The organism is Amycolatopsis xylanica (genome assembly GCF_900107045.1).
Lineage (GTDB): Bacteria > Actinomycetota > Actinomycetes > Mycobacteriales > Pseudonocardiaceae > Amycolatopsis > Amycolatopsis xylanica.
This window is the reverse complement of sequence record NZ_FNON01000011.1, coordinates 175,166-192,121: the sequence shown is the minus strand read 5'-3', so window position 1 is coordinate 192,121 and position 16,956 is coordinate 175,166. Positions and strand designations below refer to the sequence as shown.

Here is a 16,956-nt window from a genome sequence, read left to right as displayed (position 1 = left end):
TCCTAGTACTCCGACTACCACGAAAGGTGCACCGATGTCCTTGCTGTCCCAGTTCCCCAAGATGACCACCGGACCCGAACGCCAACTGCTCGAGTACATGCTCGATCGCAACCGCAAGGCGGTCATCGACACCGCGCGCGGCCTGTCCGAGGCCGACGCGCGCCGCCGCCTCGTCCCGTCGCTGACCACGCCGATCGGTCTGGTCAAGCACGCGGCGGTCGCCGAGCGCGTCTGGTTCCAGCGCACCATGCTCGGCCTGCCCGAGTCCGAATGCGACGGCCGCGCGCTCGGCGGCGACGGCAGTTTCGTTGTCACGGAAGGGGAAACGCTCGATGACGTGATCGCCGAGTTCGAGCGCACCAGCGCGCGCTCGCGCGAGATCGCGGCTCAGTTCGAGCTCGACGACCTGCGGTCACACTGGATCGTGGGCGAAGTCAGCCTGCGGTTCGTGTACCTGCTCTTGATCGAGGATTTCGCGCGGCACGCCGGCCATGGCGACATCCTCCGCGAACAAATCCTCGCTGCACTGGAGGAACTCCAGGTTTAGGATCGAAATCATGCGTTTCGCCATCAAAACTTCGCCGCAAAACACCGAATGGGCGGACATGCTCGCCGTGTGGCAGGCCGCCGACGAGATCGAGCTGTTCGAATCAGGCTGGACCTTCGACCACTTTTATCCCATTTTCTCGGACCCGACCGGCCCGTGCCTCGAAGGCTGGGTGACGCTCACCGCGCTCGCCCAGGCCACCAAGCGGCTCCGGCTGGGCACGCTGGTCAGCGGGATCCACTACCGCCACCCGGCGCTGCTCGCGAACATGGCCGCGACCCTCGACATCGTCTCCGGCGGCAGGCTGGAGATCGGTATCGGCGCGGGCTGGAACGAGGAGGAGTCCGGCGCGTACGGCATGGAACTCGGCTCGATCAAGGCGCGCAGCGACCGGTTCGAGGAAGGCTGCGAGGTGCTGGTCGGCCTGCTGACCCAGGAGACCACCACGTTCCAGGGCGAGCACTACCAGCTGACCGACGCCCGCTGCGAGCCGAAGGCCGTGCAGCGCCCGCATCCGCCGATCTGCATCGGCGGCAGCGGTGAGAAGCGGACACTGCGCACCACCGCGAAGTACGCCCAGCACTGGAACTTCGTCGGCGGCACGCCGGAGGAGTTCGCCCGTAAGCGGGACGTGCTGCACCAGCATTGCGCCGACATCGGCCGCGACCCGAGCGAGATCACCTTGTCCTCGCACGTCCTCCTCGGCCCCGAAGTCGACTACGCCAGGGCGGCCGCGCAAGCCGAGGCCCTCGGTGAAGTGGGCCTCGACCTCGCGATCGTCTACCTGCCGCCGCCGCACACCCCGGCCGTGCTCGAGCCGCTCGCGAAGGCGCTCGAACCGCTGCGTTAGCCGCGAACCGGAAGCCTGGTCAGGCCGTGCATCAGCAAGCCCGGCCGCCAGGCCAATTCCGCCTCCGGCACGGTCACCTCGAGCTTCGGGTACCGCTCGAGCAGGTGCCGGAACGCGATCACGCCCTCGGTCCGTGCCAGCGGCGCGCCCAGGCAGTAGTGGATCCCGTGCCCGAACGCGACGTGCTGCGCCGCGGACCGGGTGATGTCGAGCGAGTCGGCGCCGAACCGCTCCTCGTCCCGGTTGGCCGCCAGCAGCGACACGAGCACGAGCTGGCCCGCCGGGATCTCCGTGCCGCCGATGACGACCGGCTCCTTGGTGAACCGCAACGTCGAAGTGCTGATCGGCCCGTCGTAGCGGAGAAGTTCCTCGATGGCGCCCGGCAGCAGGCTCTCGTCTTCCCGGAGCTTGGCGAGCTGGTCCGGATGCCGCAGCAGCGCGAGCATCCCGTTGCAGATCAGGTGCACGGTCGTCTCGTGGCCCGCGACCACCAGCAGGAACGCGGTGTCGACCAGTTCACGCTGGCTGAGCGAGCCCTGCTCGTCCTGCACCTGCACGAGAGCCGAGAACAGATCGTCCTTCGGCTCGGCCCGCCGCTCCTCGCAGAGTTCCGCCAGGTAGTCGGTGAAGTCGGTGGCCGCCTTGACGACCTCTTCCGGATCGAGCGCGCCGCCCTCGATGGTCGTGTTGGACCACTTGATCAGCTGCGGCCAGTGATCCTCCGGCACGCCGAGCAGTTCGCCGATCACCATGGCGGGCAGGGGGACGGCGTAGTCGTGCATCAGGTCGAACTCGGATCCGGCCTGGTCGAGCAGCGCCGCGCTGATCTCCTCGATCCGCGGCCGCAGCGCCGTCACCCGCTTCGCCGTGAACGCCTTGGTCACCAGCCGCCGCAGCCGCCCGTGATCGGGCTCGTCGACGAACAGCATGTTGTGCGGCACGGTCGCCTCGTAGCCGCTGCTGTCACCGCCGGGCAGCGTGTTCGCCTTGATCACGCCCGGATTGTTGGTGAAGTCCTTGCTCAGCCGCGGATCGGTCATGGCCGCGCGGACGTCTTCGTACCGGCTGACCACCCACATCTGCACGCCGTGCGGCGTGGCGGTCCGGTGCACCGGCTCCTCGGCCCGCAGCCTGGCGTAGACGGCGTGCGGGTCCTGCAAGTACTTCTGGTCGAACAACGTGTCGAACATCGAACCCCCTAGATCCCCCCATGGACCGCCGAATTCTACCGGCCGGGCCGGGCCGGCGGGGCTGGTTTCGGGTCAGGCCGAAGGTGTTACGACCCCGTCCGGCGCACCGGGCCGGGCTGACCGTCCGCTGTGGACAGTGCGGCCAGCTCGGCCAGTGCGTCGTCCTGCAGCGACGTCACGCCGACGCGTTCGAACAGCGCGAGCGCGTCGGTGAGCCTGGCGCGGGCGTTCGCGTGGTCTCCTTGGCCTGCCAGCACCTTGCCGGCGGCCAGCAGCGCGCGGCCTTGGCCCAGCGTCGCGTGATGGTGCTCGAAGATGACGAGCGCTTCCTCGCATTGGGCGAGCGCGGTGTCGAGCCTGCCGAGCGCGGCCAGGTTCTGCGTCGAGCGCAGGAGCAGGTACGCGTAGTTGCTGTCGTCGACGGGGGAGTGGCGGCCTTCGCGGGCCTGCCTGAAGTAGTCGACGCACGCCTTGAATTCGGCGGCGGCCTCGTCGAGTTCACCGTTCATGTGCCACTGCGTGGCCCGCATCGCGCGCGCCACGTGGAGGCCGAGGCGGAAGCCTGCCTTCTCGAACAGGGCGACCGTCTCGTCGAGGAGCGCCCGGGAAGCGACGGGCTGGCCCGCGTTGAATCGCGCGCTCAGGAGGTAAATCCTGGCCCAGCCCTGTTCGCACAGGTCACCGGCCTCCTCGGCGGCCTGCCTCGCCTGCTCGGCCATGTCGATGGCCTCGCTCGCGCGGCCCATGAGCGTGGACAGCGCCCAGGCCAGGTAGTTGCGGTGGACGGCTTCGTCACGCTTGCTGCCGAGCGCCAGCGCCGACCGGACCGCCAGGCCGAACACGTCGTGCCAGGTGCGCGCGGTGCCACCGAGTTCCGAGTACCAGTGCATGGCCTCGGCCAGGTCGAGCACCTGCTGGTGCGCCCCGTGCTCGGCGGCCCGCTGGACCGCGGTGGACCAGTTCTTCAGCTCGATGTCGAGCCAGCGGCCGGCGCCCGCGGCGTCGTCGAAGGACGGCGTCGGCGCGGGCGGCACGGTCACCCCGCCGGAGGGCTGGAAGTACCGGCCCGCCGCCGTCGCGGTCCGCACCAGCCAGTCGTTGAGGCGGTACTCGGCCGCGTGGATGTCTTCGGCGGAGTCGTCCTGAGTGAGCCGCTCGGTCGCGAACACCTTGAGCAGGTCGTGGAACTGGTAGCGGCCATAGGGATAGGACGGCTGCACCATGCTCGCGTCGGTCAGTTCTTCGAGGAAGAGTGCGGCCTCGTCCTCGTCGGGGGCGTCGATGAGCGCCCGCGCGGCGCCCGCCGAGAAGTCGGCGGCCGGCACGAGGGACAGCCTGCGGAAGACCGTGGCGGCGGCGGGGGAGAGCTGGCGGTAGGACAGGTCGAACACGCTGCGGATGTCGAGGTCGCCCGCGGTCAGCGTGGTCAGGCGCTTGCCCTGGTCGCGCAGCTGGTCGACGAGCCGGGAGATCGGCCAGACCGGGCGGCTCGCCAGCCGGTTGCCCGCGATGCGCAAGGCGAGCGGCAGCCGTCCGCACAGTTCGGCCAGCTCGACCGCCGCGGCCTTCTCCCGCGCGACGCGTGGTGTGCCGATGATCGACGCGAGCAGCGAGACCGCGTCTTCGCGCTCCAGCGCGCCGAGGTTGATCCGGCTGGCGCCTTCCAGCCCGACCAGCAGCTGGCGGCTGGTGATCAGCGTGAGGCACTGCGGCCCGCCGACGAGCAGCGGCCGCACCTGGGCCTCGTCGGCGGCGTCGTCGAGGATGATGAGGGTGGCGCGGTCCTTCAGCAGTGCCCGGCACAGGCCGATGCGGTGCTCCGGCTCGGCCGGGATTCCGACGGCGTCGACGCCCAGCGACCGCAGCGCGAGGTGCAGCACGTCCGCCGGGTCGTTCGGCTCGGCCGACATTCCGCGCAGCTTCAGGAAAAGCTGGCCGTCGGCGAACCGGCTCGCGAACTCGTGCGCGGCGCGCACCGCGAGGCTCGTCTTGCCGGTGCCGGCGGAGCCACTGAGGATCGCGACGTGCCCGGCGCGGCGTTTGCCTTCCGCGAGTTCGCCCGCGAGAGTGGCCAATGCGGTGAAATCTTTTTCACGTCCGGTCAGATCGTCGAGGTCGGGCGGCAGCACACCCATCGCGGAAGCGCCGTAGATCCGCGTTTCCGGCTTCGGGGCCGTCCGCGCGCGGCCCTGCTTCGCGAGTTTCTGCAGCGCGGTCAGCTCGGCGTCGCTGAGCGCCAGTGAACCGGCGAGCGCCTCGATCGTGCGCCGCTGCGGGCTTTTCGCGACCCCGCGTTCCATGTCGCTGATCGCGCGGATGCTCACGCCGGAGCTTTCGGCCAGCTCTTCCTGCGTGAGCCCGGCGCGCATGCGGTATCCGTACAAAAGCGCCTTGAAGGTACTGGAATCGTCACTCCAGGCCGCGTTTGTCATGACCTCGATTATCCATGCGCGCCGGGCTCCGCCGTCACACCGGCTCAGTCGAGGAACTCGATGTACCCATCCGTGCCGTTGACCCGGATCCGCTGGCCGTCGCGGATCAGCCGGGTGGCCCGGTCGACGCCGACGACCGCGGGCAGGCCGTACTCCCGCGCGATCACCGCGCCGTGCGTCATCAGGCCGCCGACCTCCGTCACGAGGCCGTCGACGCCGACGAAGAGCGGAGTCCAGCTGGGGTCGGTGAAGGCGGTGACCAGGATGTCGCCCGCTTCGAGATCGGCGTCGGCGATGTCGGTGATGACGCGGGCGCGTCCCTCGACGGTGCCCGCCGACACCGGCAGGCCCACCAGCGCGCCGGGCGGGGCGTCGTCACGCCGGTAGTCCCCGGTGATCGCCTCACCGTCCGAGGTGAGGACGCGCGGCGGGGTGAGCGTCTCGTAGGTCCGGAACGCCTCGCGCCGCTCCTGGATGAGGTCGTGGTCGGCCTTGCCGGACCGCACGACCTCCTGCAGCTCCTCGAACCGGAGGTAGAAGATGTCGTCCGGCGCGTGCAAAACGCCGTCGTCCAAGAGCCGTCCGGCTTCGCGCAGCAGCGCCTGCTTGTAGACGAAGTAGCGGCTGATCATGCCGTACTTCGGGTACTCGCGATATCCGGCGAACGTGCGGACGCGGTCGATCATCCGCTTGGTCTCTTCGGCTTTCGCCTCGCCGTCCGGGAGGCCGCGCAGTCGCGTCAGCACGTCCTGCTCCTTCCGGTTCGCCTCTTCGAGTCCCTGCTCGAAACGCCGCTTGCCCGCGCCGGGCTCGAAGTTCTTGACGTTGCCGAGCAGCGTCGGCACCAGCGTGGCGGGACGCTCGGTCCAGCGCGTCCTGGTGATGTCGATCTCGCCGGCGCAGCGCATGCCGTACTGGTCGAGATACGCCTGGATGGCGTCACGCGCCTCCTGGCCGCCGTCGAGCCCGGCCAGCTCGTCCAGGAAGTCCTCGTCGTCCGAGATCCCCTGGAGGAAGGCCACGACCTCGGCGTGCGGGCGGATGACATCCGCGACGTCGAGCAGCGCCAGCCCCATTTCGGAGGTGACGTTGTGCGGCACGGATTGGGTGAGCACGTCGGCCGCGTTCTTCTCACCCAGCCACTGCTCGAGGTGGTCGTTGAGCCACCACGTCGTGTCCATGCTCGCCATGATCGCCTGGAAACTCCGCCGATCGAACAGGAGCCGCCGCAGCTCCGCGAGGTCACCGACGATGAAGTCGAGCAGGGCGGGCCCGGACAGCGGCTCGATCTCGCGGCGCAGGGTCTCGACGGAAGCCTGGTTCTGCGCGATCAGCTCGGCGACGATCGCCGGATCGGTCGGCATCGGCTCGGGCTCGGGTGCCGCTGACGGCGGGGTCTCGGGGTCCGGGAGCGACGGGATGAAGTCGCCGCGGTCGAGCACGGTCTGCAGCGCGTCCCGGATCAGCGGATCGGACTTCCCCGCGTTCCCCAGGATGGCGTCGCGTCCCGACGGCGTCGCCAGCTGCGGGGCGACGTCGACGAACAGCCTGCCGCCCGCCTCGTGCATCGGCCGCGGGGTGGTCAGCTGCCAGAACGACAGGCCCAGCGGCTTCATCGCGTCGGTCATCATCTGCTGGTGCCCGACGGAGAGGTAGACGTGGTTGCCGTCGTCCGCGGTCTCGGGGATGGGGAACAGCGTGGTGATCGGCCTGCTCTGCACGACGTGGAAATCCCCGTCGACCAGGCACCACTCGATGTCCTGCGGACCGCCGAAGTGCGCTTCGAGCCGCCTGCCCAGCCGCACCAGGCCGACGGCCTGCTCGCCGGTCAGCGTCGGCAGCGTCTGGCGTTCCGGCTCGATCGGCGTCTCCCGGGTGCCACCGCCCGGCACCGCGTGGACGGCCAGCCGCTTCGTGCCGAGCGCCGTGGTGAGGACCTGATCGTCGCGCACGGTGTAGACGTCGCCGTTCACATGGCCGGAGACCAGCGCCTCGCCGAGCCCCCATGCCGCCTCGACGGTGGCGATCTTCCGGTTGGACGTCACGGGGTCGGCGGTGAACAGGATCCCGGCCGCCTCGGGGAAGACCATCTTCTGCACGACCACGCCCATCCGCACGGCGCGGTGGTCGAAGCCGTTGTGCCGCCGGTAGGTCACCGCCCGCTCGGTGAACAGCGAGGCCCAGCACCGGCGGATGTGCAGCAGGACCTCGGTCTTGCCGACGACGTTCAGGTACGAGTCCTGCTGGCCCGCGAAGGACGCGGTCGGCAGGTCTTCGGCCGTGGCGCTGGAGCGCACGGCGTAGGGGACCTGCTCGTCGAGCCGCTCGCTGACCGCGTCGATCAGCTCGCCGGGCATGGTGACGCCCTCGATGACCTCCCGGATCTCGGCGCTGAGCGCGCGGACCGTCTCGCGGTCGTCCGGCCCGGCCTGCGCCAACCGGTCGAGAAGGCCGTCGATCGAGGGCGCGGCGGCCATGATCTGTCCAAAGGCTTCCGTGGTCACGCAGAACCCGTCCGGCACGCGGACACCGTCGATCCGTGAGAGCTCACCGAGGTGCACCCCCTTGCCGCCGACGTCCGCGAGGTTGGCGCGGTCGATCTGCTCGAAGCCCAGCACGTAGCCCAATTCGGTTGCTCCATCGTTCGTCTGGTCGGTACGCGACGAGCAGTATGGATCATCTTCGCGCGCCACATGAGGTCCGCGAATCTGCTATAAACTGAAAGAGAGGGGCGCGGTGCTCCGCCCCCGTGTCGTCCATCCAGGTACGCGTGTCGTCCCTCTGTGCACGCGTGTCGTCCGATCCGGTACACCGGCGGCAGGCCACGATTCAGGCGAATCAGTACGGATATCGAATTAGCTATTCGCGATATGTGCGTTGTTTGCACAATTTCGTGTCATTAAGCCTCGTTATCCTCACGTCGGTTGTGCTATTCAGCCACCGGGGTTTTAATACCCTTGAGACATCCGATGTCTCGGACCCGTTGGCCGCTTCGGAACGCCGCCCGATCGATGGCCGATCGTCGAATTTCACTCGTTCCGGGAGGTTTCATGTTCTTGAAACGGATCACGGCGGCCGCCGTGGCCGCCACGGCCGTGGCAGCGGCCGTTACCGCCGTGTCGCACCAGAGCGCGACCGCGGCCTCGGGGGTGCCTGCTTTCGACCACATCGTGCTGGTGATGTTCGAGAACAAGGACTTCAAGGAAATCAACAACAGCTCCAAGGCGCCCTATTTCAACAAGCTCGCGAGCCAGGGCGCGAAGTTCACCAAGGCTTTCGGCACCACGCATCCGAGCCAGCCGAACTACATCTCCCTTTTCGCGGGCTCGACGCTGGGCGTCAGCAGCAACAGTTGCAAGGATTTGGGCAACAAGGAGAATCTCGCGACCCAGCTGGCCAGTGTGAAGAAGTCGTTCGTCGGCTACGCGGAGAGCATGCCGTCGGACGGGTACACCGGCTGCGAGAGCGGTGAGCTCTACGCCCGCAAGCACAACAGCTGGGTGAGCTTCAGCAACGTCCCCAAGTCCAGCAACAAGCGGTTCTCCGCGTTCCCGAGCGACTTCTCGAAGCTGCCGACCGTCTCGTTCGTGACCCCCGACCTGTGCAGCGACATGCACGACTGCGGGATCGACACGGGCGACAAGTGGCTGAAGAAGCACCTGGACGCGTACGCGCAGTGGGCGAAGACACACAACAGCCTGCTGATCGTCACCTTCGACGAGGACAACGGCTCCTCGGTCAACCAGATCTTCACGGCGTTTGTCGGTGCGCACGTGAAGCCGGGCAGCTACAGCACCTCGATCAACCACTACTCGGTGCTGCGCACGATCGAGGCCGCCTACGGCCTGCCGGGGCTCAACGAGGCGGCGAAGAAGTCGCCGATCTCGGGCGTCTGGAACTGACCAGGCTCGTGCGCGTTGCGGGCGGTTAGAACCGCCCGCAACGCGCACGACACTCTAGCCGGAATCGCGTTTGCCCATCAGCGAGAACGCCACCACCAGCGCGACGGCCACCCAGGTGAGCAGCACACCGCCGCCGGTCAGCGGGCCGAGGTAGGTGACCGCGCCGGTGTCGAGCTTGGCGGTGCTGAGCTGTTCCGCGGCCGAGGCGGGGAAGTACGCCAGGATGTCCCGCTGCACCCAGGTCGGCAGCAGCGCGCCGAGGATCGCGGGAGCGAAGATGAACGCGATCGCGGTCGCGATGGCGCCCGCCGCGCTGCGCATCATCACGCCGAACGACAGCGCCAGCAACGCGAACGCCGCCATCTCCGCACCCCACCCGAGCAGGCTGCGGATCACCCCGTGGCCATCGAGGCCCAGCGTCGGGATGTCCGGGTTGACGCCGAGGATCAGCTGCCCGAGGAAGAACGCCGCCGCCGCGAACAACACGCCGAGCACGAACGACAGCAGGCCGACGACGACGGCCTTCGAGAGCAGGACCCGGCCGCGGTGCGGGGTGATGGCCAGCGTCAGGCGCATCATCCCGGTCGAGTATTCCCCGGACACGGCGAGCACGCCGAGCACCGAGATCAGGATCAGCCCGAGGTTCATCCCGACCATGCTCACGCCGGCCGCGTCGAAGTCGACCCGTTGGCCGGCGGGCAGGTTCTTGTAGTCCGACTCGGTCAGGAAGCTGAAGAGCGCCGAGAAGCCGACGCTGACCACGGTCGCCGCGAGCACGACGATCCAGGTCGAGCGAACCGACTTGAGCTTGGTCCATTCCGCGGCGATCGTGTTGCCGATGCCGGGCGACGCGGGGGCCATGGTGGTCGTCACGTCAGTCAGTCCCTTCCGCCGCGAGTGCCCGCACCGTCTCGGCGAGCTGCTGGGGTGCGCCGCCGGAGGAGCGGTACTGCACGCTGTTCTTGGTGAGGTCCATGAACGCGGCCTCGAGGCTGGCGCGCACCGGAGTGAGCTCGTGCAGGCCGAGCCCGCGCTCCAACGCGAGATCACCGATCTGCGGCGCGTCCATGCCGACGACGGTGAGTGAACCGTCATCGAGCTTCGTCACCGTGCCACCCGCCTTTTCGAGTGCCCCGGCGAGTTCGCCTGCCAGCGGCGAGACCACCCGGACGTGGCTGCGCGCGCTCTGCCTGGTCAGCTCGGCCATCGGCATGTCCGCGATGAGCTCGCCCCGCCCGATCACGATGACGTGCGCGGCGGTCTCTTCCATCTCGTTCATCAGGTGGCTGGACACGAAGACCGTCCGGCCCTCGGCCGCGAGATCCTGCATCAGCGTCCTGATCCAGTAAATCCCCTCGGGGTCGAGCCCGTTGACCGGCTCATCGAACAGCAGCGTCGGCGGATCACCCAGCAGCGCCGTCGCGATACCAAGACGTTGGTACATGCCCAGCGAGAAGTTGCCGACCTTCTTCCCCGCGACCTCGGTGAGCCCAACGGTGTCGAGGACCTCGTCCACCCGCTTGCGCGAGATGCCCCCGGCCTGCGCGACCCACTGCAGATGCCGGTACGCCGTGCGAGCCCCGTGGACAGCCTTGGCGTCGAGTAGCGCGCCCACCTCCCGCATCGGCGCGGGCAGATCCCGATAAGCCTTGCCGTTGACGGTGACCGACCCGCCGCTGGGCGCGTCCAGGCCGAGGATCATCCGCATGGTCGTCGACTTGCCAGCACCGTTCGGCCCCAGGAAACCGGTCACGACACCGGGTTTGATATCGAACGACAAGCCATTGACGGCCGTCGTGCCCCCATATTTCTTCGTCAGCTCTCGTGCTGTGATCAAGCGCCCGCTCCGTAATCGATCCTGGATACCGGTGACCATCGAACCGGCTGCCACCGCTGTCGTGCTAGCGCACAACGTGGTCGGCCACGACAACTAAAGTTGCGAGCCGGTGGAAATGGGGTGATCTTCGCGGTGTACCGAGGCTTTCGCAACTTGGATGCCCTGGGTGAGTGGTGGATTATCGTGCGCAGTCGAAGCTCAATGGAGCTGTTGGTGGCGCTCGGAAGGTCGCCTTTGTCCTGGGGTGCTGGGTCGGATCTAAAGACATCCCGTATGGACATTTCCGCTCCGGGGCCGGGTGATGTTTGGGGTCACCGCGGAAATATCCATACGGACCGGGGCACGGTGGTCGGTTTTCGTTGTGGCTCACCGGAAAACCCGGCCAGTACTTGCTGCCCGCTTGGGCGTGGGGTCGGCCAGCTCGGCGTGTCCAGTGGCATATGACTCTGGACGCTGGTAGTGTGGGATGCATGATCAGCACCGAAAGTCCTGACGCCGCAGCACCACCGGAGTGGTGGCGCTGTGACAAAGACACGCTGCTGCTCGCCTACGTCGCCCGCGAACGAGAAAAACGGCGCCTGGAGGCCGAGCAGGGGCAGATTCTGGCCGAGATCGAGTCTCGGGGTGTGAAGGAGGTGACCGGTTACGCGACGGTGCCGGGGATGCTGGTGGACTGGGTGCAGATCAAGCATTCCGAGGCCAAAGCCCGCGTGGATCGCGCTCGTGCACTCAACCCGCGCCAGGATGGCGGCACCCGGATTCCCGCGCTGGCACCACATGCCGCCGCGGCAGCACTCGCGGGTGATCTGGGAGCGGCGCAGCTCGATCCGATCATCGCCGCCCTGGGCGCACTCCCGCCCACAGTGTCAGCCGAAGACCGCGACACCGGCGAACAGATCCTGGTCAACCTCGCCCGTACCGCTGGGCCTCGGCAGATCAGCCACACCGCCAAGAACCTGCGAGACCGGCTCGACCCCGACGGGCGGGAACCCAAAGACCCCGACCCCGCAGAACCGCGCCACGAACTCGGGTTCGTCACCCACCGCGACGGCAGCCACGGCGTGAAAATCAAGACCGACGCCGAAACCATCGCCCGACTCAAAGCCACCCTGGACCCACTCGCCAAACCCCGCCCCGCCACCGAAGAAGAAGGCCGCGACACCCGCTCGCAGTGGGAGCGGTTGGGGGATGCGTTCGCCACCTTTGTTCGTATCGGCATGGGCAACCCCGAACTCCCCACCCAAGCCGGAGACAGCGTGCATGTCGTGGTCACCCTCGGCCTTGACGAACTCAAGACCGGCATCGGGCGGACCTGCCTGGATTTGGTCGGGGATATCAGCGCTACCGACGCACGCCTGCTCGCGTGTGACTGCAAAGTCATCCCGGTCACCCTCGGCTCCCACGGCGAACCGCTCGATGTCGGCCGGACTCAACGCCTCGCGACACCCGCGCAACGTCGGGCGCTGGCGATCCGGGACGGTGGCTGCGCGTTCCCCGGCTGTGATGCGCCGCCGCAGCAATGTACGGCCCACCACATCGTTTTCTGGGCTCACCATGGGGAAACCCGGATCGACAATCTCGTGCTGCTCTGCGGCCGACACCACCGACTGATCCACAACAGTGACTGGGAAGTACGCATCGCCAGCGACGGATATCCCGAGTTCATCCCACCGGCGTTTATCGACCCCGCACGCACACCCCGCCGCAACACCATGCACACCACCCGAACCTGACCCGCGGGGGAGCGCATCGCGGGCCAGCTGGCGGGGGTCTCTTCATCGCCTCCGGCGTCGTGTCTTAGGCCGTTGCGTGCGCAGCGAGGACCGCCGTGGCCCGGCCGCCCCTTTGTGCAGGCTTTTCGGCCACCCAGCGGCCGAAAAGCCTGCACAACAACCGAAACATCCCCCGGTGACAACCAAACCCGGCGCAGTCCCACTAAACTCGAGGCAGTTCCCCACCCCGAGCCGACCCCTCAGAAAACCTCGGCCAAACCATCACACCGCCGACCCGATCACCCTCCCTGCCGCCATCGCACATCACGACCCTGGCAGCCCGACCCAGCGCCAAAGTGGGCAGCAAGTGCCCGCCGGAGTTTCCGGCGAGCCCAAGCGGCGTTGTACCACCGTGCCCCGGTCCGTATGGATATTTCCGCGGTGACCACATACGACACCCGGCCCCACGAGCGGAAATTTCCATACGGGACCGCCCTAGATCCGACCCCGACAGACCCAAAACCCTGGGGTTGCCGGATCAGCGGGTCGCGTGGTCGCTCCACAGCATGGCATCCCGTAGCGCTTCGATCAGGGACTCGTCGTCGCGCTCGGTCGGATCTTCGCTCTGAGGTAACCATTTCTCGGCGACGAGGGTGCCGTCGATGTACTTGGCGATGATCATGCCCGGGTAGTGGAGTGTCTCGGTGTGTCCTGCGGTGACCAGGGAAACGCTGCGGGAGCCTCGGCGAAACGAGGCGTGGTGACGCGCCATCATGCTCCAAGTTGCGAACGTAGCGTTAGTGTTCAGTCGCAAGAACTGGGCTCGGTGTTACGGGGGTGCTCAGTGGTGGTGGGCGAGTGAGGCGTGGGCGGCGTCGGCGCCCGCTGCGGGCTCGGTGTGGATCACGGCCGAGGTGAGGCGGGGGACCGCGTGGAGGAGGGCGTGCTCGACGTCGTGGGCGAGGTCGTGGGCTTGGCCGACCGTGAGGTGCGCGTCGACGGCTATGGCGAGTTCGGCGTGGAGGCTGTGGCCGATCCAGCGCATGCGCAGGTCGCGGATGCCGTGCACGCCGGGGACGGCGTCCGCCGTTTGCTCGGCGAGTGAGACGGTGGAGGGGTCGACGGCGTCCATGAGGCGGCGGAAGACCTCCTTCGCGGCGTCGCGGAGTACGACGAGGATGGCGGCTGTGATGGCGAGGCCGATCAGGGGGTCGGCGGCGGGGAAGCCGAGTGCCACGCCGAGGGCGCCGAGTACGACCGCGAGTGAGGTGAAGCCGTCGGTGCGGGCGTGGAGGCCGTCGGCGACCAAGGCGGCTGAGCCGATTTCGCGGCCGACTTTGATGCTGTACCTGGCGACGAGCTCGTTGCCGACGAAGCCGGTCAGGCCGGCGATGGCGACGACCCAGAGGTACTCGACCGGTCGTGGGTCGAGTAGCCGGAGCACGGCTTCGTAGCCGGCGAGTACCGCTGAAGCGGCGATGATGAGCACGACCACCACGCCCGCGAGGTCCTCGGCGCGGCCGAGGCCGTAGGTGAAGCGGCGGGTCGCGGCGCGGCGGCCGAGCAGGAAGGCGATGCCGAGTGGGAGTGCGGTCAGGGCGTCGGCGAAGTTGTGGATCGTGTCGCCCAGCAAGGCCACCGAGCCGGTGACCAGCACCAATGCCAGCTGGATGAGCGCGGTGGCGAACAGGGCGGCGAAGGACCAGACAAGCGTGCGAACGCCGCGGCGGCTGGTCTCGAGTGCGGAGTCGAGGCGGTCGGCGCTGTCGTGGCTGTGCGGGGTCAAGGCGTGCTTGAGCCGGCTCCAGCGCCGCCGCTCGTGGTGGTGTCCGTGTCCGTGGCCATGCGTCATCGTGACTGCTCCGTTTCCGCCTATCTGCGCATGCACGCAGGTATGCAGGCAAGGGTAGTCTGAGCGCATGCACGAGGCGCTACCGGAGTTCGACATGCCCAATGAGGAGCAGGTGCACCTCGCCGCCGAGTCGTTCCGGCTGCTCGCGGATCCGACGCGGATCAAGGTGCTGTGGGCGCTGCTGCAGGGGGAGTCGTCGGTGGCCTGCCTCGCCGAACTCGCCGGTGCGGCGCCGACCGCGGTCAGCCAGCACCTGGCGAAGCTGCGCCTGGCGGGGCTGGTCAAGGGGCGCCGCGAGGGCACGTTCGTCTACTACTCGGCCGCCGACAACCATGTCCGCGGGCTGCTCGCGCAGGCGCTGCACCACGCCGATCACGTGGACCGCGGCATTCCCGGCGACGACAGCAGGCCGCACGTCATGCGGTCATGATCCTTCGGCGAGGATCTTGTCGAGGCGGCTCATCGAGTCGAGAACGCCACGCTCCATGCCGCTTTCGACCATCGCGTCGCGGGCCGCGACCGACAGGAACACCGAGTGGGTGCGGACGCGGGTGCGGCCGCCGAGGTCTTCGAAGGTCAGCGTTTCGAGGCTGACCTCGGTCGGCCAGCCGTCGAACTGGAAGGTCTGCACGATGCGCTCGTTCGGGACGACCGCGTGGAACACGCCGCGGAAGACGAAATCGCCCGACTCGTCGTGGTGGATGTAGTGATAACGGCCGCCGTCGGTGGCGTTGTACTCGACCAGGTCCATTGACGTGCCCGCCGGGCCCAGCCACTGCGGGATGAGCTCCGGGTCGGTCCAGGCGCGGAAGACCTGGGCCGGGGTCGCCTCGAACTCGCGGACGATGTCGAGGAACGGGGTGCCGGGCTCGGCCGTGATCGTGGTCTCGTTCATTTTTCTTGCTCCTTAAGGGTTTCCAGTACCGCGTCGAGGCGGCGATGACGTTGTTCGGCGGCCAGCCGGTAGCCGTCGATCCAGCTGGTGAGCTCTTCGAGCGCCGCGGCGTTCAGGTGGCATGGCCTGCGCTGGGCGTCGCGGCTGCGGGTGATCAGGCCGGCGGCTTCGAGCACCTGGATGTGGCGCGAGACCGCCTGCTTGGTGATGGTGAACGGTTCCGCCAGCTCGTTCACGGTCGCGTCGCCGCGGGAGAGCCTGGCGATCATGGCGCGCCGGACGGGATCGCCCAGCGCGGCGAACGCCCGGTCCAGCCGTGCCGCCACTTCGTCAACTGCCATGTTGTTCAACTCATCTCTTTATCAACCGATGTGTTGACTATAGGTCGGTGCGCTGCGGGCTGTCAAGCGTCCGCAATCGGGAGGTTGGTGACTTTCGGGATCTTGGTGAACCGTGGGAAAGAGCCCGCCCTGGAAACTCGGCCGACTACTGGAGGAACGAATGTCTCGCGAAAACGGCACCGGGAAAGCGTCTGAGCCGTTGGAGATGTTGCACACCCACCGGGCCGACGAGCCGCTGGGGCCGCCGTTTCTTTCCACGTTGAAGACCGGTGTGCCGGTCTGGGTGGTCCAGCGTCACCCCGAGGCCAGGCAGGTGCTGACCGATCCGCGGCTGAACCGGGCGTCGCTCGTCGCGCCGGACGCGCCGCCGCACACGCCTTATCCGAATCTGCTCACCGATCCCTCGATCCTCAACAATCTCGACGGGGAAGAGCACCGGCGATTGCGCCGCACGGTCAGCAAAGCCTTCGCGCCGCGGTCGATCGCGTTGTGGCGGCCGTGGGTCGCGTCGGTGGTGGACGATCTCATCGATCGGCTCATGGACAAGCCGCAGCCCGCGGACATCATTTCCGGGTTCGCGAGTTCGTTGCCCAGTTCGGTGCTGAGCAGGCTGATGGGGCTCGACGAATTCGACCGCGACCGGCTGGCGAACTTCTGCGATCACGCCTTTTCGACGACGGCTTTTCCGCCGGAGCAGGTGCAGGCGGTGCTGGGCGAGTTCGCGGCCTTCGGCGCGGAGGTCGTCGCCCTGCGGCGCGCCGAGCCGGGGGACGACCTGGTCAGTTCGCTGATCAAGGCCGCGGACGAGGACGGCGGGCTGCCGGAAGAGCAGATCGTCGGCCTGGTCATCCTGCTGACGGTGGCCGGGCACGAGGTGACGACGACCGTCATCGGCAATACCTTGGTCTACCTGCTCACCGATGGGCGTGACGCGTGGCGTGAGCTCGCCCGGGACGAAAGCCTGGCGCCGATCGCCGCCGAGCAAATGCTGCGCGGTATTTCGATCGGTGGCGACATTCTGCCGGGATTCCTGCGCCGGGCCATCGAAGACGTCGAAATCGGCGGCGTGCTGATCAAAAAGGGTGAGATCGTCGCGGCCGACACCAAGATAGCGAACCTGGATCCCGAGGTTTACCCGAAGGATCCGCGCGAGGCCCCGCTCAGCGCGCTGGGCACGCCGCATCTGGCGCTCGGCGCGGGTCCGCACTATTGCCTTGGCGCCTGGCTGGCCAAGCTCGAAATGGAACTGACGTTGCACCGGCTGCCGAATCGCCTGCCCGGTCTGCGCTTGGACGTGGCGCCGGAGAACATCGAATGGCGGCCCGGTCAAATGACCCGCAGCCCGCAGACCCTGCCGGTCAGCTGGTAATTCCGCCGCAAGGTTTTCTGTATCGCAAT

Annotated in this window: 15 protein-coding genes; 6 read left to right on the top strand and 9 right to left on the bottom strand. The window is 67.9% G+C overall.

The window, feature by feature from the left end; all coding sequences use genetic code 11:
* The first annotated feature begins 34 nt into the window (after positions 1-34).
* Together BLV57_RS37295 and BLV57_RS37290 are read left to right on the top strand one after the other, a co-directional pair.
* A complete protein-coding gene (locus tag BLV57_RS37295) occupies positions 35-547 on the top strand; it encodes a DinB family protein (RefSeq protein ID WP_425426074.1) in 513 nt (170 codons plus the stop codon).
* 10 nt (positions 548-557) lie between these two features.
* Complete coding sequence (locus tag BLV57_RS37290; RefSeq protein WP_176968986.1) at positions 558-1,397, top strand: LLM class F420-dependent oxidoreductase; 840 nt, start codon at positions 558-560, stop codon at positions 1,395-1,397.
* Here BLV57_RS37290 and BLV57_RS37285 read toward each other — a convergent pair.
* From BLV57_RS37285 to rph, 3 genes are all read right to left on the bottom strand, one after another.
* Positions 1,394-2,587 carry a cytochrome P450 family protein gene (locus BLV57_RS37285; protein WP_091297913.1) on the bottom strand — a complete coding sequence of 398 codons (1,194 nt, stop codon included), beginning with the start codon at positions 2,585-2,587 and terminating at the stop codon, positions 1,394-1,396. The two genes, BLV57_RS37290 and BLV57_RS37285, sit on opposite strands and share 4 nt — an antisense overlap.
* A gap of 86 nt (positions 2,588-2,673) precedes the next feature.
* Entirely contained in the window at positions 2,674-5,019 is a 2,346-nt protein-coding gene (locus BLV57_RS37280; protein WP_091297909.1) for an ATP-binding protein, read from the bottom strand.
* A gap of 44 nt (positions 5,020-5,063) precedes the next feature.
* Positions 5,064-7,637, bottom strand: coding sequence for a rifamycin-inactivating phosphotransferase (gene rph / locus BLV57_RS37275; RefSeq protein WP_245757679.1), 2,574 nt, complete (start codon positions 7,635-7,637; stop codon positions 5,064-5,066).
* A 432-nt stretch (positions 7,638-8,069) separates the two neighbouring features.
* On the opposite strand from rph, the gene BLV57_RS37270 reads away from it, so the two are divergent.
* A complete protein-coding gene (locus BLV57_RS37270) occupies positions 8,070-8,921 on the top strand; it encodes an alkaline phosphatase family protein (RefSeq protein WP_091297901.1) in 852 nt (283 codons plus the stop codon).
* 54 nt (positions 8,922-8,975) lie between these two features.
* On the opposite strand, the gene BLV57_RS37265 is transcribed toward BLV57_RS37270, so the two are convergent.
* Both BLV57_RS37265 and BLV57_RS37260 read right to left on the bottom strand, forming a co-directional pair.
* Positions 8,976-9,794, bottom strand: coding sequence for an ABC transporter permease (locus tag BLV57_RS37265; protein ID WP_245757669.1), 819 nt, complete (start codon positions 9,792-9,794; stop codon positions 8,976-8,978).
* A 1-nt stretch (position 9,795) separates the two neighbouring features.
* Positions 9,796-10,758 carry an ABC transporter ATP-binding protein gene (locus BLV57_RS37260; protein WP_091297898.1) on the bottom strand — a complete coding sequence of 321 codons (963 nt, stop codon included), beginning with the start codon at positions 10,756-10,758 and terminating at the stop codon, positions 9,796-9,798.
* 470 nt (positions 10,759-11,228) lie between these two features.
* Here BLV57_RS37260 and BLV57_RS37255 point away from each other — a divergent pair, with 470 nt between their 5' ends.
* Positions 11,229-12,491, top strand: coding sequence for an HNH endonuclease signature motif containing protein (locus BLV57_RS37255; RefSeq protein ID WP_091297895.1), 1,263 nt, complete (start codon positions 11,229-11,231; stop codon positions 12,489-12,491).
* Between the two features lie 517 nt (positions 12,492-13,008).
* On the opposite strand, the gene BLV57_RS43525 is transcribed toward BLV57_RS37255, so the two are convergent.
* Both BLV57_RS43525 and BLV57_RS37250 read right to left on the bottom strand, forming a co-directional pair.
* Positions 13,009-13,152, bottom strand: coding sequence for a hypothetical protein (locus BLV57_RS43525; RefSeq protein ID WP_176968985.1), 144 nt, complete (start codon positions 13,150-13,152; stop codon positions 13,009-13,011).
* A gap of 159 nt (positions 13,153-13,311) precedes the next feature.
* The gene (locus BLV57_RS37250) at positions 13,312-14,322 is read right to left on the bottom strand and encodes a cation diffusion facilitator family transporter (RefSeq protein ID WP_091297892.1); all 1,011 of its coding nucleotides are present in this window, start codon (positions 14,320-14,322) and stop codon (positions 13,312-13,314) included.
* 67 nt (positions 14,323-14,389) lie between these two features.
* On the opposite strand from BLV57_RS37250, the gene BLV57_RS37245 reads away from it, so the two are divergent.
* Entirely contained in the window at positions 14,390-14,752 is a 363-nt protein-coding gene (locus tag BLV57_RS37245; RefSeq protein ID WP_091297889.1) for an ArsR/SmtB family transcription factor, read from the top strand.
* Here BLV57_RS37245 and BLV57_RS37240 read toward each other — a convergent pair.
* Positions 14,747-15,217, bottom strand: a complete 471-nt coding sequence (locus BLV57_RS37240; protein WP_091297886.1) for an SRPBCC family protein — start codon at positions 15,215-15,217, stop codon at positions 14,747-14,749. The genes BLV57_RS37245 and BLV57_RS37240 overlap by 6 nt on opposite strands.
* Positions 15,214-15,558 (bottom strand): ArsR/SmtB family transcription factor, encoded by a 345-nt coding sequence (locus tag BLV57_RS37235; protein ID WP_091297882.1) that lies wholly within the window; start codon positions 15,556-15,558, stop codon positions 15,214-15,216. The genes BLV57_RS37240 and BLV57_RS37235 overlap by 4 nt, the downstream gene beginning before the upstream one ends.
* A 160-nt stretch (positions 15,559-15,718) precedes the next feature.
* Between BLV57_RS37235 and BLV57_RS37230 the strand changes: the two genes are divergently transcribed.
* Positions 15,719-16,927, top strand: a complete 1,209-nt coding sequence (locus BLV57_RS37230; RefSeq protein ID WP_218134966.1) for a cytochrome P450 — start codon at positions 15,719-15,721, stop codon at positions 16,925-16,927.
* Positions 16,928-16,956: the final 29 nt, after the last annotated feature.

Excerpts from the sequence above, each read along its gene's own strand:
- BLV57_RS37295 (WP_425426074.1), top strand. The coding sequence starts at position 35 with ATGTCCTTGCTGTCCCAGTTCCCCAAGATGACCACCGGACCCGAACGC.
- BLV57_RS37290 (WP_176968986.1), top strand. The coding sequence starts at position 558 with ATGCGTTTCGCCATCAAAACTTCGCCGCAAAACACCGAATGGGCGGAC.
- BLV57_RS37285 (WP_091297913.1), bottom strand. The coding sequence starts at position 2,587 with ATGTTCGACACGTTGTTCGACCAGAAGTACTTGCAGGACCCGCACGCC.
- BLV57_RS37280 (WP_091297909.1), bottom strand. The coding sequence starts at position 5,019 with ATGACAAACGCGGCCTGGAGTGACGATTCCAGTACCTTCAAGGCGCTT.
- BLV57_RS37270 (WP_091297901.1), top strand. The coding sequence starts at position 8,070 with ATGTTCTTGAAACGGATCACGGCGGCCGCCGTGGCCGCCACGGCCGTG.
- BLV57_RS37255 (WP_091297895.1), top strand. The coding sequence starts at position 11,229 with ATGATCAGCACCGAAAGTCCTGACGCCGCAGCACCACCGGAGTGGTGG.
- BLV57_RS43525 (WP_176968985.1), bottom strand. The coding sequence starts at position 13,152 with ATGATCATCGCCAAGTACATCGACGGCACCCTCGTCGCCGAGAAATGG.
- BLV57_RS37250 (WP_091297892.1), bottom strand. The coding sequence starts at position 14,322 with ATGACGCATGGCCACGGACACGGACACCACCACGAGCGGCGGCGCTGG.
- BLV57_RS37245 (WP_091297889.1), top strand. The coding sequence starts at position 14,390 with ATGCACGAGGCGCTACCGGAGTTCGACATGCCCAATGAGGAGCAGGTG.
- BLV57_RS37240 (WP_091297886.1), bottom strand. The coding sequence starts at position 15,217 with ATGAACGAGACCACGATCACGGCCGAGCCCGGCACCCCGTTCCTCGAC.
- BLV57_RS37235 (WP_091297882.1), bottom strand. The coding sequence starts at position 15,558 with ATGGCAGTTGACGAAGTGGCGGCACGGCTGGACCGGGCGTTCGCCGCG.
- BLV57_RS37230 (WP_218134966.1), top strand. The coding sequence starts at position 15,719 with ATGTCTCGCGAAAACGGCACCGGGAAAGCGTCTGAGCCGTTGGAGATG.